The organism is Atlanticothrix silvestris CENA357, assembly GCF_016056295.1.
Lineage (GTDB): Bacteria > Cyanobacteriota > Cyanobacteriia > Cyanobacteriales > Nostocaceae > Atlanticothrix > Atlanticothrix silvestris.
Genome location: NZ_JAECZB010000102.1, coordinates 117,476 through 130,986 on the forward strand (window position 1 = coordinate 117,476; position 13,511 = coordinate 130,986).

Below are 13,511 nucleotides of genomic sequence, written 5' to 3' on the forward strand. Positions count from 1 at the left end.
ACTATTTCATTACATTTACTACAAAATTTCGTAGCACTTCTAACATTTGGGGGCTGATTTCATGTCCCATGTCAAATTCGTGGTATTCCGTCGCAACGCCCAAAGCTTCCACAGTTTCCCGTGCTTTTAAGGCAGCTTCCAGCGGCACAACTTGATCGTTTCTCCCATGCATAATTAAAGTTGGTGGAAAACTACTTTGATTTGCCGTTGCTACTTCAGGATGTAAATACCCACTCATGACAATTAAACCTGCTAAGGGCAATTGCAATCCTACGTCTAAAGTCATCGCGCCACCTTGAGAAAATCCACTCAAAATAGTCCGCGATAAAGGTACGCCAGTAATACTCTCTAAAGATTGCAACCAATCTGTTAACAGTTGCCGACTTTCTGTTAACCCTTCAAACATATTCTCCATTCTCAGGTCGTACCATGCTTTACCTATCGGAGAACCAGGATGAGGATAAGGTGCATCAGGAAACACAAACTGGTAATTAGGTAATCTAAAAAAAGGTAATAAAGATGCAACATCCTCAGCATTAGCTCCCCAACCATGCAAAGTGACTATCAAGCCGGCGGGAGGTTCAGAATTTGAGGAAGGGAAGGTAATATATTGTAAAGACAGAAGCTTACTCCTAAAAATTTTACTCTTCTAATAAATCCTATCTCTAATAAGAGATTAAATTAAGTAGAAATCAGTGATAAATCTGAATTATTGTATCTTAAATTTTTACTCAGATTCATTTTCAAGCAGAATAATATTGAAAAAATTCAATTCATTGGATTTGACATCTTAAATATGTTTAGTCTGTCAAAATAGTTATATTTTATATTAATCATATTTTTTTAAGAGTTATTTCATAAACAATTCAGTTTTATGTTTATGTATATTGTTGAGTGTTGAATAAAAAAACTAATTCATGTTTTCGATTGATTCAGTTCTTCAATTTTTTTCATTGGCATACTTTAGCTTATTCGGATTTATCATGAAACTTCAAGAATTTAATCCAGCTTGTTGAAAGATTGCGTGAGGGCTAATTTCTAATTCTGGTAATAAATCATCAGTTATTACTTGATGACCTCGATAAGTAATCGGCAAAGAGGATGGCACAAATACAGTTACAGTTCTAGCTTTTGTATCAACCACCCAAACACGAGAAACACCAGCTTTTAGATAATCAGTCGCCTTTTCGGCAATTTCACCAAAACTTTGACCAGGTGAAATGATTTCGATGACTAATTCAGGTGCGACAGGACAAGCTTCGTCTAATAGCCAATTAGCAGGAAGACGGTTATGAGAAATATAAGTCAGATCAGCTACAGGCATCCAATCTTGTTGATTTCGTGTTAGTTTGATTGCCCATTCAATCACAACCCGACCTTTTGCTTGTGCCCATGCAGACAATATTATAAATAAAGCACCAGTAGTCGAGCCATGAAAAAATTTTGGCGACATTTCATTATTTTTATATTTGGGTACAGCTTCACCATTAACAAACTCGTATGTAACATCTCCTTCGGGAAGTGCGAGAAATTCTTCTAGAGTTAGACGTTGATTAGAAGACTGAACCATAATGTTATGTGGCTAAAAGATGCTTACTTTTAGTTTAGGCGATCGCCCATACGAGAGGCTAAGATTAGTACATCATGGCGGAAATGAACAGACCATTAAAAATGGTCAAAAAGCCGACAATACAAATCTTTTGCCTTTTGACTTCCATGCAGCGGTACTAGGGTGTTGACTTTGTGGGGAAATTAGCGAAAAAACTTCATACAATTTCCATATCGTTATTTCCGGTCGAACGTGATTTTAAGGCTTTGCGTCTACGACGCACTAGTAGGGTATATTCTAGTGGGCTGGAGGAATCAGTGCAGAGGTTTTTGGAATCATTGGGGAAACTGAACCGTGCTTATTATAGTTGGTGTGCAACGGGCTTGTTAGGCATCCTAGTTGAAGTGTAATGCCAGATGCTCCTCATCGAAATATATACCATCAATAAATAAAGCATCACGCTCTAAGCCAAAACGCTCAAAACCCCGTGACCTATAAAGAGAGGAGGCTGCTAAATTTTTTGTAGTGACCGTGAGAATGATCTGTCGCAGACCATCAAGCCGTCGAGCATGGCATAATGCCTCATCGAGAAGCGCAGCTCCAACGCCTCGCCTGCGAGACTCAGGCAAAACATACATACTCCAGAGAGAACCAATGTGAACACGCTTCAAACGGCTCTCGCGTGAGAAACCGAGCATACCAATAAGTTTATCTCCATCGTCGAAAGCACCGAAAATGCCGTTGGCAGAATCATCGTGAGAGCTAAGTCTGGTAGCAAAGTCGGTTAAAGAAAAACAGGATTCCTGCTTATAACTGGAACCAAAAGCCGTCGGCGACTCTCTCAATGCATAAAGACGCAGTTCACGGTAAACGACGACATCTTGGGAGTTGAGAAATCGGATTTCCATTTCAAAAGCGAGAAAGATATCTAGAATTTTTCTGGATACTGTCCAATAAACCATAATATACAGATACTTTTTGAGCTTTTTCTCATGTTTAAATCAGGTAACTTTTATTTCTAAGGGAGACCGTACTCCTATTCCACATCAGCCAGCAATTTTTCCTGCAACGGCGAAAGAGTACAGTATCCCAGTACTTTTTGACTACACCCAAACATAGCTCAGGGTGAACCTGCAACTACTTAGTCTTTATTTTCAGCATTTTCGACAGTGATTGAAGTTGTATCCAAGCGGACTCTGAGGGATTTAAGCATACAAATTAGACTATTATTTCTCATCGTCTTGAAGTGAACCAAGGCTTATGTAAAAATTGGAGTCTTTCGCATCACAGCCTAACTTTTGAGGAATTGACCAATGGCGCGTCTAGCACTGCTGAGTGTATCTAACAAAACTGGTTTAATAGACCTAGCCCGTCGCTTGGTGGAAGAATTTGACTTTGACTTAATCAGCAGTGGGGGAACCGCCACAACCCTTAAAGATGCTGGGCTACCAGTTACCAAAGTGGCAGATTACACAGGTTCACCAGAAATTTTAGGCGGTCGGGTGAAAACTCTGCATCCCCGGATTCATGGCGGGATTTTGGCGCGGCGGGATGTTCCTGAAGATATTACAGATTTAGAAAATAACCAAATTCGCCCGATTGATTTGGTGGTGGTGAATCTTTATCCTTTTGAGGAAACTATTGCTAAACCAGGGGTAACATTGGCTGAAGCCGTGGAGCAAATTGATATTGGTGGCCCAGCGATGCTGCGGGCATCATCCAAAAATTTCGCCCATCTCACTGTATTATGTGATCCGGCACAGTATGGCGAATATTTGCAAGAATTGCGGCAAAATAACGGCGAAGCATCTCTAGAGTTTCGCCAAAATGCTGCCTTAAAAGGCTTTTTACATACTGCTAGTTACGATCGCGCGATCGCATCGTATCTTGCAGGCACACAGCAATACAATCTTTCTGGACAACAATTACAATCTCTGCGCTACGGCGAAAATCCTCACCAACCCGCGGCTTGGTATCAAACTGGTACTACCCCAACAGGATGGACAGCTGCAAAGATACTACAAGGTAAGGAACTCAGTTACAATAATTTAGTTGATTTAGAAGCTGCACGCCGAATTATTGCTGAATTTCCTGATACCCCAGCAGCCACAATTATCAAACATACCAATCCCTGTGGTACAGCGTTAGGAAATAGCCTTGTAGAAGCTTACCAAAAAGCTTTTAATGCTGATTCTGTTTCGGCTTTTGGTGGAATTGTCGCCCTCAATCGTTCTATCGATGCTGCTACCGCCAGCGAATTAACTAAAACATTTTTAGAATGTGTGGTTGCACCAGATTGTGATGCAGAGGCTCAAGAAATTCTGGCTCAGAAATCCAAAGTGCGGGTTTTGACTTTAGCTGATTTGCATAGGGGCTCCAAAGATACCATAAAAGCGATCGCAGGTGGTTTTTTAGTCCAATCTGCCGATGACATTGTTGCTGACACTAGTCAATGGCAAATCGCTACCGAACGTCAACCCACTGCTGACGAATTAGCAGAATTGCTGTTTGCTTGGAAAGTTTGTAAACACGTAAAATCAAATGCAATTGTCGTGACAAGCGATCGCGCTACTCTAGGTGTAGGTGCTGGCCAAATGAATCGCGTCGGCTCAGTTAAAATCGCCCTAGAACAAGCTGGAGAAAAAGCCAAAGGCGCAACTCTTGCTAGCGATGGATTTTTCCCTTTTGATGATTCAGTAAAAACAGCCGCAGCAGCGGGAATTACTGCCATTGTCCAACCAGGAGGAAGTCTACGGGATCATGACTCCATCAAAGCTGCAAATGAATTGGGTTTAGTGATGGTTTTAACAGGTGTACGTCACTTTTTACACTAATTTTAATAGTGCAGTTGATAAAGTGTCACCCATATTACTTGTCATCTCATTAAATAGGTGATATTCTCTACTTGTGTGTGAGGAGCAAGTTAGAAATAAAAAGCGTTTGGGGTGGAAACACGGCAACACTCCCAAGCGCTTTTTAATTTGTATATAGAAATGTTCCAATTAGCAAAGTGTCACCCATATCACTTGCCATTTCAAGAAATAGATGATATCCTCTATTTGTGTGTGAGGAGCAAGTTAGAAATAAAAAGCGCTTGGGGTGGAAACACGGCAACACTCCCAGGCGCTTTTTAATGTGACTGATGATTTACAGTCGCATTGGCAACAGAAACAGGAGCCGCACTGATACCACGTACAAAAATATCTACACAAGTATCGATGTAATGCTCACGGCTATACTTCTTTTGGTTAAAATTGGCGCTGCGACATAGCATTCCGGCTAGTAGCATTCCTGTAAACATATCAACTGCCGGCAAAGGATCAATATCTGGTCTAACATTGCCTCGTTTTTGACTGTATTGCAAGTAAGCTATAAGTTTTTCTTCTAAAGGCTTAACCGCTGCTTGGATCACTTGCTTAGCAGCTTCAGGATGACGTTTAGCTTCTCCAATGAAGGTACGAATTAAATCTTCTTGGGCTTCCAGCATAGAGTTGTAAAGCTGGGCATAATGCTTTAAATCAACGCCAAGATTTTGTGTCCACGCTTCAGGATGAGCCAAAGCTTCTATTTGAAGTGTTAAAGCATTTTCAATTACTGCTCCCAGAAGTTGCTCTTTGCTAGCAAAGTGGCGAAATAAAGTTACCTCATTCACGCCAGCTACACGAGCTATTTCACGAGTAGTTGCTCCTTGAACACCTAGACTGGCAAATACCTGTGAGGCAGCTTCTATTATACGTGTACGGGTCAGGGCGGAAGAACGGATAATTTTATTCATTCAAGTTTGCAAGCACTTACTTGCATTATAGTCTGTGGAAAAAGTGGTTGCAAATTTAAGTAAAATAGTAAAGATAATTTATGTAAATTATTTAATCAGCGGAAATTGCGATCGCTATTGTGCAATTTAAGTTCCAATATATAGATTAAAGTAAATTTAATTACGCTGTAGTATTAGTCAATAGTTTACTCATCTTAGTGACTGGAACAATTATTTGATTTCTCAATTGATGAGGTGCTTTCTTAATAGCAATAAATCCTAGCCGCAAATAAAATCCTTCAGCATAAAGGCTAGCAGTAGTAATTACCTTATCTATACCTTGAGCAGCAGCTTCGTTGCAAAAATGTTGAACTAAAGTGCGTCCAATTCCTTGACCTTGATAATGAGGATGGACATAAAGCCCAATCAATTCATCAATAATAAAACTAGCAAATCCTGTAATGATATCGCCTTTAACAGCTACCCAAAAATTTTCTTTTTTCATACTCTTCAAAATATTTGAATCATCAGGTTTGTCGCGATAATTGCGCCAAGCTAACAGTTCTTTTTTTGTATAGAAAGTTGCAGGCAAAGCCTTAATAGCAGCAATATGAATTGCACTCAGCACCCACGCATCTGTTTCTTGGGCAGGTCGAAGATATATTTCGTTAGCACTCATATTTTTAGGATTGATATTCAGATTAGGGCTTTTTACCTTGGTGTCTTGGTAGTTCAAAAATCAATTTTTTAACACTAAGATTCCATATATCTTGTATTTCAACACCTTATTTTTGATATTGTCATGGATTATTAGCATAAATACAGAACTCCACCAACCAAGCCCAAGTTTGATACAAAACCGAGCTATGAGCAACTACTTTCGTTCCCATGTTGATGCAATGGCTGGCTATGTCCCTGGTGAACAGCCTCCAGCCGGGACACAGACTATTAAACTCAACAGCAATGAGAATGCCTATCCTCCCTCCCCAGCGGCACTAGCTGTGCTACAAAGCATTGATGGGGAATGGTTGCGGCGCTATCCAGAACCGTTTGGGGAAAAGTTTCGGCAAACCATCAGTCAAATTTTAGAAATACCTAGTGATTGGATCATTGTAGGCAATGGTAGTGACGAAGTTTTAAACTTGGTGATGCGAGCCTGTGCAGAACCGGGACGACAAGTAGTCTACCCGATGCCAACATACGTGCTTTATCGCACATTAACCGAGATGCAGTCCGCAGAGATTGTGGAGATTCCCTACAATCAAGATTACAGTTTACCTTTAGAAGAACTAATTGCTGCTAATGGATGTGTAACATTCATTGCTTCACCTAATAGTCCATCAGGGCATGTCGTACCCATAGATGATCTGCGGCAACTAGCACCTCAATTATCTGGAATTTTAGTAATTGATGAAGCATACGTAGATTTTGCCGAAGAAAATGCCTTGGGTTTAGTTAAAGATTACGAAAATGTCATCGTGATTAGGACACTTTCTAAAGGTTACTCTTTGGCAGGATTACGCCTAGGATTTGGAGTAGCGAATCCTCAACTGCTGCATGGATTATTTAAGGTGAAAGATAGTTATAACATTGATGCGATCGCCTGTGCAGTTGGGGCAGCCGCTATCAGTGACCAAGCTTATAAAAATGCTTGTATAGTCAAGATTAAAGCATCACGAACTCAGCTAGCAACAGACTTAAAACAATTAGGTTTTCATGTTTGGCCATCCCAAACTAACTTCTTATTGGTACAGCCTCCCCAAGGCAATGCAGAATATCTTTATCAAAAGCTGAAGGAACAAGGAATTTTAGTCCGTTACTTCCGGCAGCCAGGATTGGATAATAAACTACGCATTACTGTTGGCACTGAGTCACAAAATCAAGCTTTAGTAGAAGCACTAAGTAAATTACTTAAGGAACTAAGATTGCACGAGAATTAATCATCCCTGCTTCTTGAATCGCTGAAAAAGCAGTTTCCCCTATAATGCGATGAGCCGCAGTCGTGGGATGAATGCTATCCCAAAACAAAAATTGGTCTGGGTTTCCGCAAATGCCAGAACTAGATAGACAGGGACTGATGACATTTGTAAAGCCAAACATTGCCGGATTTATCATCGCATCTCGATATAAACCATTAGCATCTAAAGTCGCAATCTGAAGCTTTGAATCTTGTTGAATCAATACCTTTAGTGACCGCCTTAAGCCTTGATTATGTGCTTGTGTTAATGCACTCAGATTCCCTGAATTCGTAGTATTTCTCGTTGCAGGTAACTTGCCTAAATCTGGTAAATTTGCGACTAAAATCTTTTTAGCACCTACATCTGTGAGCAAATTAATTGCACTCATCACATTTTTTATGGGAACAGTTGCACTGCTTGCTCCCTGTAAATAATCATTTGCTCCTGCCCACAACACATATAAAGCATCTGAATTTGTCTTTTGATGTGTTTGTGTAAAAGACTGCACTTGCTTAAGTAAGCTAGGTACATAACTATTAGCAATGCTGCCAGTGGTTGCTCCTCCGTAAGCAAAATTTTTAGTTTGTTCAGTGGATAGATGTAAGCGATCGCTCAGATACTCAATCCAAATTCGACCATTCGAGTAACGCCCCTGGTAGTAAGTTGGATTAGGTGGATATAATTTTCCGGTCGCCTGGAATACCATACCTGCATCTGAAAGACTGTCCCCGAATATATATGCTTCTGTAAGAGGATGAGTTTGAGCTATAGATTTTGTTAACACAACCATGATCAAAATTAAAACAGCAAGTCCTGTTGTTAAAAGCCAGTTTTTTCTCAGCATTAAACCTTTCTCTAAGTCTTAAAACTAATTACAATTCTTGTTAATAGTTCTCATTATGACTAAAGATTAAGCTTGCAATTAACACTTCTTTAGGCTAACAAGCAGTGATTTATACTTACTGAGTAAAACCGAATGCTTTATAGTGTGGATTTTGCCAATTGTCTTGGGCAAATGCATCACTTGACACGGTAGGTTTGTGCAATTAGATACATGGACTTCAGTCTTCTTTTAGGGTTGCAGTGCGATCGCCTTTAAACAGTTAACTGTATCGGCTTTATCCCTTGGCGCAACTGTATCTGTCGCTTTAGCCAAGACTGCCGAAGACGCTGATGTAGCAGAGGATTTAGCTTACTTATTACCCATCGCAAAAGTGCGCTTTTACCTAGTAATTGTGCCTGAGCTGCTTCTTGACTTTGAAGTTGCTGCACTCGAACAATCTCTGGCTCTCGTTGGGTTTGAATCTGCGGCAAAATTGCATCAATATTCCTATGCCCTGACTTAGAAAGCAATACTGGAATTAAATGGTTTGCGGTAACAATAACGTCCCGCAAAGCCATATTGATACCTTGGGCGCGAATAGGTGACATAGGATGAGCGGCATCCCCTAAAAGCATTAATCCTGGTATAGACCAACGCGGACAGCGCCCGACCACAACAGATAACAATACAGGTCGCTCAATTGTTTGTGCATTTTGCTGTAAATGCTCTGCAAACCAAGGAGGTGATACTGATACAAGCATAGAAAGCCAATCGATTTGCTTCCAATCAGTAGATGAACTCTCATGAAGCGACCAACCCAATTGCAGATGGCCTTCTGCTCCTTGAAATAAACCAAATGCATGATCACCATGAAGAATCGAATAAAATATATTCTCAAACTTCAAATCTGGACTATTTGGCAATTTAAACCATAGAACGTCAAAAGTTTTGGAATAATGTTTTAAAGGTAAATTTGCTCGTTGCCGAACGATGGAATTACGACCATCTGCCCCAATAACTAAATCGGCATCAATACAGCGTTCATCACCTAGTTTTACACCAGCAACTCGTTGCTCAACCCACAGTAAATCTTGTACAGATACACTCTGTATAAACTCAAAATTAGAATAAGTGCTTGCTTCTGCAATTAGCGCTTCCAGTAAATCTGGTTGTGAAACAAGTGTTGTAGGCTTACCACCGATTTCAAATGGTTCATCAACCCGAAACAACAAGTGATTATCAAGTAAAAATTCCCAAGCATCTAAGGCGCGATGGGGTATACGTTCTAACATGGGTAACAATCCCATTTGTTCAAGCGCATCTAATCCACTAGGCATCAAGCCTTCACCGCGAAAAACTCGGCGGAAATTACGGGATGCTTCAATTAATTTAACTGCAATGCCACGTTTGACAAACAGAAGTGCAAGCGTTGCACCAGTTGGCCCAGCCCCAACAATTACAACTTGAGACATTACTTTTTTAGTAAAGCTGAATAACTTTAAAATAACAATCCTGTTTACGCTTTATCTAGCATCCCCAGGGACTCCCGCCACAGCACAAGCTTGACGGCGGGAGGATTTCAATTAACCAAAATGCTGAATAATTGCTTCGGCAAATTCAGAACATTTTAAAGGCTCCACAGGTGGTTCGAGTAACCGTGCTAGATCGTAGGTGACTTGACTGTTAGCGATCGCCTCTGATAAACCTTTCTTAATTAGGTCTGCGGCTTCTTGCCAACCCATGTATTCCAGCATCATCACTCCAGATAAAATCACTGAGCCAGGATTAATCCGGTCTAAGCCTGCATGTTTGGGTGCTGTGCCGTGGGTAGCTTCAAAGATGGCACAAGCATCGCCAATATTTGCCCCTGGCCCCATTCCAAGACCGCCGACGATCGCCGCCGCCGCATCAGACAAGTAATCACCGTTTAAGTTCATCGTAGCCAAAATCGAATACTCATCCGGTCTGGTTTGGATTTGTTGAAAAATACTATCAGCAATTCGATCATTGACCATTATTTTGTCTTTCCACTGGCCGTTACCGTGGCTTGGCCAAATTGAGTTAAGAACCGTTTCAACCTCCTTGACAATTTGCGCTTTTTTCTCTGGAGTTAAAGCATCATATCCAGGGTCAATTTGTCGAGCATTATCTTCTGAGGAGATACTAGGGTTTTTCTCCTTGTTACTCAAAATCCAAGATTCTCGTTCGGTAACACACTCTTGGCGAAATTCACTCGTTACCAGTTCATAACCCCAATCACGAAAAGCGCCTTCGGTGTACTTCATAATGTTGCCCTTATGCACCAAAGTTACCTGTTGCTTTTGTTTGGGCAATAGCATGGCATGTTTCATGGCGCGTCTGACCAAACGCTGGGAACCGCCTTTGCTAATGGGTTTGATACCAATGCCCGCATCAAGGGGAATTTGCTTTTTCCCATGTTCTGGGGTGGCGGGGATTAGTTCTTCGTTGAGTAACTTGATGAGGCGATCGCCAATTTCACTACCTTGTCGCCATTCAATTCCCAAATAAATATCTTCTGTATTTTCCCGATAAACAATAACATCGAGTTTTTCGGGATTTTTATGGGGCGAAGGCGTACCTGCATAGTAGCGGCAAGGGCGTACACAAGCATAGAGGTCAAAAATTTGCCGCAGTGCCACATTTAAAGAACGAATACCGCCACCAACTGGGGTAGTCAAAGGCCCTTTAATAGCTACACCATATTCTTGAATTGCCGTAAGTGTATCTTGAGGTAAATACTGATATGTACCGTATAAATCACACGCTTCATCTCCAGCGTAAACTTTGAACCAACTTACTTGACGCTGGCCTTTGTATGCCTTAGCTATCGCAGCATCTAGCACTTTTTGAGTAGCAGGCCAAATATCTATACCTGTACCATCACCCCGAATAAAAGGGATAATTGGATTTTCTGGCACAATCGGCTCACCATTTTTAAAGGTGATTTTTGCTCCAGTTGTAGGGGGAGTAATCTTGTCATACATACTTCACACACTCCTAATCAATATGCCGCAAGTCAAAAATTATGCTTTTGTAGGCTTGCAAATTTTACTGTGTCCTTTGTTTACCAATTCATGAGGCGCAGATTTTCCCCCTATTACCCTTGTACAGCATTTGGGGATTTAGGTATGGAATTCAGTGAAACCGTCGTAATTTTGTACGATCAAAAATAGTAAACTACTTTTCGCTATCAGTGCTTCACTTTCGAGAACACCCGATAGCCGATCGCTTACAGCACGCCCTCAAGGGCGATCGCTTTTTCACTGCTGACCGCTAACATGAGTAATGGCATGACAGACCCAATGATTTTATCAGGCCCTGCTAATGACATCGACTCCCTCCGACAAACATTAATCGCTGGGTCTCTTCAAGTCCAACAACAAATAATCCCACAGTTAGCTGATTTGGGTAATGAGGGATTAACCGTATTGATGGAATTTTTACTGAAACGTCGTGACAACCCAGCAACTTGGATTGATGGCAAAGTCTACCAAGCCCTCTATAACTCTGATGCACTCCAAGTCAAAGAATTTTTGCTTTCTTGTTTTCCTGAGGGAATTGTACCTCTAAAATCAGAGTGCGGGATTAATTACAAACCTTTGCAACAGCTACTTGCTGCTCAAGATTTCCAAGCAGCCGATCGCCTGACCATAGAAAAAATGTGCGAATTAGCAGGGCCAACGGCTGTCCAAAGAAAATGGTTATATTTCACCGAGGTAGAAAATGCCCCTGCTGTTGACTTACAAACCATTAATCATCTGTGGTTAGTTCACTCCGAGGGCAAGTTTGGCTTTTCGGTGCAACGAGAAATTTGGTTGGGTGTAGGAAAAAACTGGGATAATTTTTGGCCGAAAATTGGCTGGAAAAATGGTAATAACTGGACACGTTACCCTAACGGGTTTACCTGGGATTTGAGTGCGCCTAAAGGTCACTTACCCCTCTCTAATCAATTACGAGGGGTTCGGGTTTTTGCTTCTTTACTATCCCATCCAGCTTGGACTAAAAGTGCGACAAATTAGGGGATACCAAAAAGTAAAAAAGGAGGGAGAAGGATTCTGGTATAAACCCAAGGCTTTCTCCTCTGCACCCCGCACCCTGCCTGTTATAAATTATTTATTTATCGGAGCGACTGTCTTAAAAGTCAAGCGATCGCCAACAAAAAATTAATACCTGTAAATACTCCCAGTAGCCAAGCTGCACTAAATATTTCCGAGTAATTCCCTAAGATAGTGTGACTTATGAGCGCTAGCGAATTAAAATCTGAGTCAAATCATTGGTAAATTTTGCTAGTCGTGTCCACTTCTGCAAAAACCTTTCCCATCTGGGCATTTTTCTCGCTGTTAACCAACGGCATACTGATGTTGGCGGTCATTCTGCTAATTTGGCAACGGCAACGATTAACCGCTTTTTCTAACAATACAGCTTCCTTGGCTCAAATTAGTCAATCCCAAGCTGTTGCACCGGAGTTAGGCCCCCGCCACAAACTCAGTTACCAGCAGTGGGTAGACATTCTTCAACAAGAAGCCAAAGTCGCCGCCCAAAGCCACCCCCAGCATTTAAGCATATTAGCGGGTGATTCTCTAAGTCTCTGGTTTCCTACTGAGTTATTACCTGAAGATAGAAATTGGCTCAATCAAGCAATTTCTGGCGAAATTAGCGATGGGTTATTAAAAAGATTAGGTTTATTTGACTCCACCCAACCAGAGGTGATTTTTGTGATGATTGGGATTAATGACCTGATTCGCGGGATAAGTGATGAGGTCATTTTAGATAATCAACGGCAAATTATGAATTACCTGCGAAGGATGCATCCAAAAACGCAAATCGTTATTCAGTCAATTTTGCCGCATGGGGGCGAAGAGGCTACTTGGGAAGGACGAGAGAAACTCCAGGCTATTAGTAATAGTCGGATTCGTCAATTAAATCAACAATTGCAAGGCATAGCTGCCAGAAGAGGCGTTAAATATCTTGATTTGTATCCTCTTTTTGCCAATCAACAAGGTAATCTCCGCCGTGAATTTACCACTGATGGCTTACACCTGAGTCCCGCAGGTTATATAGTGTGGCGTACTGTATTGCAGATGTATAACAATAGGGAATTATCGCCTAAGACGAATTAGCGATTGAGATTGGGGAGTTCCAAATCATTTATTTTTGGAACTCTTTGTTTTACCAGCAATTGTAGAAGTGTATTGTCTTGGAGAGGCGATCACACAACATAGGTTTTAGTTATGCTTGTCCTTCCTTAGACAAACTTTACTTATGATTTTTGACACAATCAAGCAAAAAGTAAGCAACCAAATTTTTGAACTTACTCGAAAGCCTTATTGATCAAAAGTTTTGGTAGCCAATGCTGTTAACTGTTCTTGCGAGGTATAGGCTGGGGGAGCTGGGGAAGCTGGGGAG

General features: G+C 41.2%; 13 protein-coding genes. 5 read left to right on the forward strand and 8 right to left on the reverse strand.

The window, feature by feature from the left end:
- Window position 1: 1 nt before the first annotated feature.
- Together I8751_RS27230 and I8751_RS27235 are read right to left on the reverse strand one after the other, a co-directional pair.
- A complete protein-coding gene (locus I8751_RS27230) occupies window positions 2-622 on the reverse strand; it encodes an alpha/beta hydrolase (protein ID WP_214442220.1) in 621 nt (206 codons plus the stop codon).
- Between the two features lie 369 nt (window positions 623-991).
- A complete protein-coding gene (locus I8751_RS27235; protein ID WP_214442206.1) occupies window positions 992-1,570 on the reverse strand; it encodes a Uma2 family endonuclease in 579 nt (192 codons plus the stop codon).
- 19 nt (window positions 1,571-1,589) lie between these two features.
- On the opposite strand from I8751_RS27235, the gene I8751_RS27240 reads away from it, so the two are divergent.
- A complete protein-coding gene (locus tag I8751_RS27240; RefSeq protein ID WP_214442207.1) occupies window positions 1,590-1,739 on the forward strand; it encodes a hypothetical protein in 150 nt (49 codons plus the stop codon).
- A gap of 205 nt (window positions 1,740-1,944) precedes the next feature.
- Here the strand turns inward: I8751_RS27240 and I8751_RS27245 are convergent, their stop codons facing one another.
- Window positions 1,945-2,511, reverse strand: coding sequence for a GNAT family N-acetyltransferase (locus I8751_RS27245; RefSeq protein WP_318780376.1), 567 nt, complete (start codon window positions 2,509-2,511; stop codon window positions 1,945-1,947).
- Between the two features lie 351 nt (window positions 2,512-2,862).
- On the opposite strand from I8751_RS27245, the gene purH reads away from it, so the two are divergent.
- Window positions 2,863-4,383, forward strand: coding sequence for a bifunctional phosphoribosylaminoimidazolecarboxamide formyltransferase/IMP cyclohydrolase (gene purH / locus I8751_RS27250; protein WP_214442208.1), 1,521 nt, complete (start codon window positions 2,863-2,865; stop codon window positions 4,381-4,383).
- Window positions 4,384-4,679: 296 nt separating this feature from the next.
- Here the strand turns inward: purH and I8751_RS27255 are convergent, their stop codons facing one another.
- Entirely contained in the window at window positions 4,680-5,324 is a 645-nt protein-coding gene (locus I8751_RS27255; RefSeq protein ID WP_214442209.1) for a TetR/AcrR family transcriptional regulator, read from the reverse strand.
- Window positions 5,325-5,484: 160 nt separating this feature from the next.
- On the reverse strand, window positions 5,485-6,039 hold the full coding sequence (locus I8751_RS27260; protein ID WP_225894447.1) for a GNAT family N-acetyltransferase: 555 nt from the start codon (window positions 6,037-6,039) through the stop codon (window positions 5,485-5,487).
- 130 nt (window positions 6,040-6,169) lie between these two features.
- Here I8751_RS27260 and hisC point away from each other — a divergent pair, with 130 nt between their 5' ends.
- Window positions 6,170-7,243: a histidinol-phosphate transaminase gene (gene hisC, locus I8751_RS27265; RefSeq protein ID WP_214442210.1), complete on the forward strand. Its 1,074-nt coding sequence runs from the start codon at window positions 6,170-6,172 to the stop codon at window positions 7,241-7,243.
- Here the strand turns inward: hisC and I8751_RS27270 are convergent.
- From I8751_RS27270 to I8751_RS27280, 3 genes are all read right to left on the reverse strand, one after another.
- On the reverse strand, window positions 7,215-8,105 hold the full coding sequence (locus I8751_RS27270; RefSeq protein ID WP_214442211.1) for an SGNH/GDSL hydrolase family protein: 891 nt from the start codon (window positions 8,103-8,105) through the stop codon (window positions 7,215-7,217). The genes hisC and I8751_RS27270 overlap by 29 nt on opposite strands.
- A gap of 251 nt (window positions 8,106-8,356) precedes the next feature.
- Window positions 8,357-9,556 carry an FAD-dependent monooxygenase gene (locus tag I8751_RS27275; RefSeq protein ID WP_214442212.1) on the reverse strand — a complete coding sequence of 400 codons (1,200 nt, stop codon included), beginning with the start codon at window positions 9,554-9,556 and terminating at the stop codon, window positions 8,357-8,359.
- 111 nt (window positions 9,557-9,667) lie between these two features.
- Entirely contained in the window at window positions 9,668-11,089 is a 1,422-nt protein-coding gene (locus I8751_RS27280; protein ID WP_214442213.1) for an NADP-dependent isocitrate dehydrogenase, read from the reverse strand.
- Window positions 11,090-11,395: 306 nt separating this feature from the next.
- Here I8751_RS27280 and I8751_RS27285 point away from each other — a divergent pair, with 306 nt between their 5' ends.
- A complete protein-coding gene (locus tag I8751_RS27285) occupies window positions 11,396-12,124 on the forward strand; it encodes a GUN4 domain-containing protein (RefSeq protein WP_214442214.1) in 729 nt (242 codons plus the stop codon).
- A gap of 273 nt (window positions 12,125-12,397) precedes the next feature.
- Entirely contained in the window at window positions 12,398-13,225 is an 828-nt protein-coding gene (locus tag I8751_RS27290; RefSeq protein WP_318780377.1) for an SGNH/GDSL hydrolase family protein, read from the forward strand.
- Window positions 13,226-13,511: the final 286 nt, after the last annotated feature.

Coding starts and splice junctions, on each gene's coding strand:
- I8751_RS27235 (WP_214442206.1), bottom strand. CDS start 1,570: ATGGTTCAGTCTTCTAATCAACGTCTAACTCTAGAAGAATTTCTCGCA.
- I8751_RS27240 (WP_214442207.1), top strand. CDS start 1,590: ATGCTTACTTTTAGTTTAGGCGATCGCCCATACGAGAGGCTAAGATTA.
- I8751_RS27245 (WP_318780376.1), bottom strand. CDS start 2,511: ATGGTTTATTGGACAGTATCCAGAAAAATTCTAGATATCTTTCTCGCT.
- purH (WP_214442208.1), top strand. CDS start 2,863: ATGGCGCGTCTAGCACTGCTGAGTGTATCTAACAAAACTGGTTTAATA.
- I8751_RS27255 (WP_214442209.1), bottom strand. CDS start 5,324: ATGAATAAAATTATCCGTTCTTCCGCCCTGACCCGTACACGTATAATA.
- hisC (WP_214442210.1), top strand. CDS start 6,170: ATGAGCAACTACTTTCGTTCCCATGTTGATGCAATGGCTGGCTATGTC.
- I8751_RS27270 (WP_214442211.1), bottom strand. CDS start 8,105: ATGCTGAGAAAAAACTGGCTTTTAACAACAGGACTTGCTGTTTTAATT.
- I8751_RS27275 (WP_214442212.1), bottom strand. CDS start 9,556: ATGTCTCAAGTTGTAATTGTTGGGGCTGGGCCAACTGGTGCAACGCTT.
- I8751_RS27280 (WP_214442213.1), bottom strand. CDS start 11,089: ATGTATGACAAGATTACTCCCCCTACAACTGGAGCAAAAATCACCTTT.
- I8751_RS27285 (WP_214442214.1), top strand. CDS start 11,396: ATGACAGACCCAATGATTTTATCAGGCCCTGCTAATGACATCGACTCC.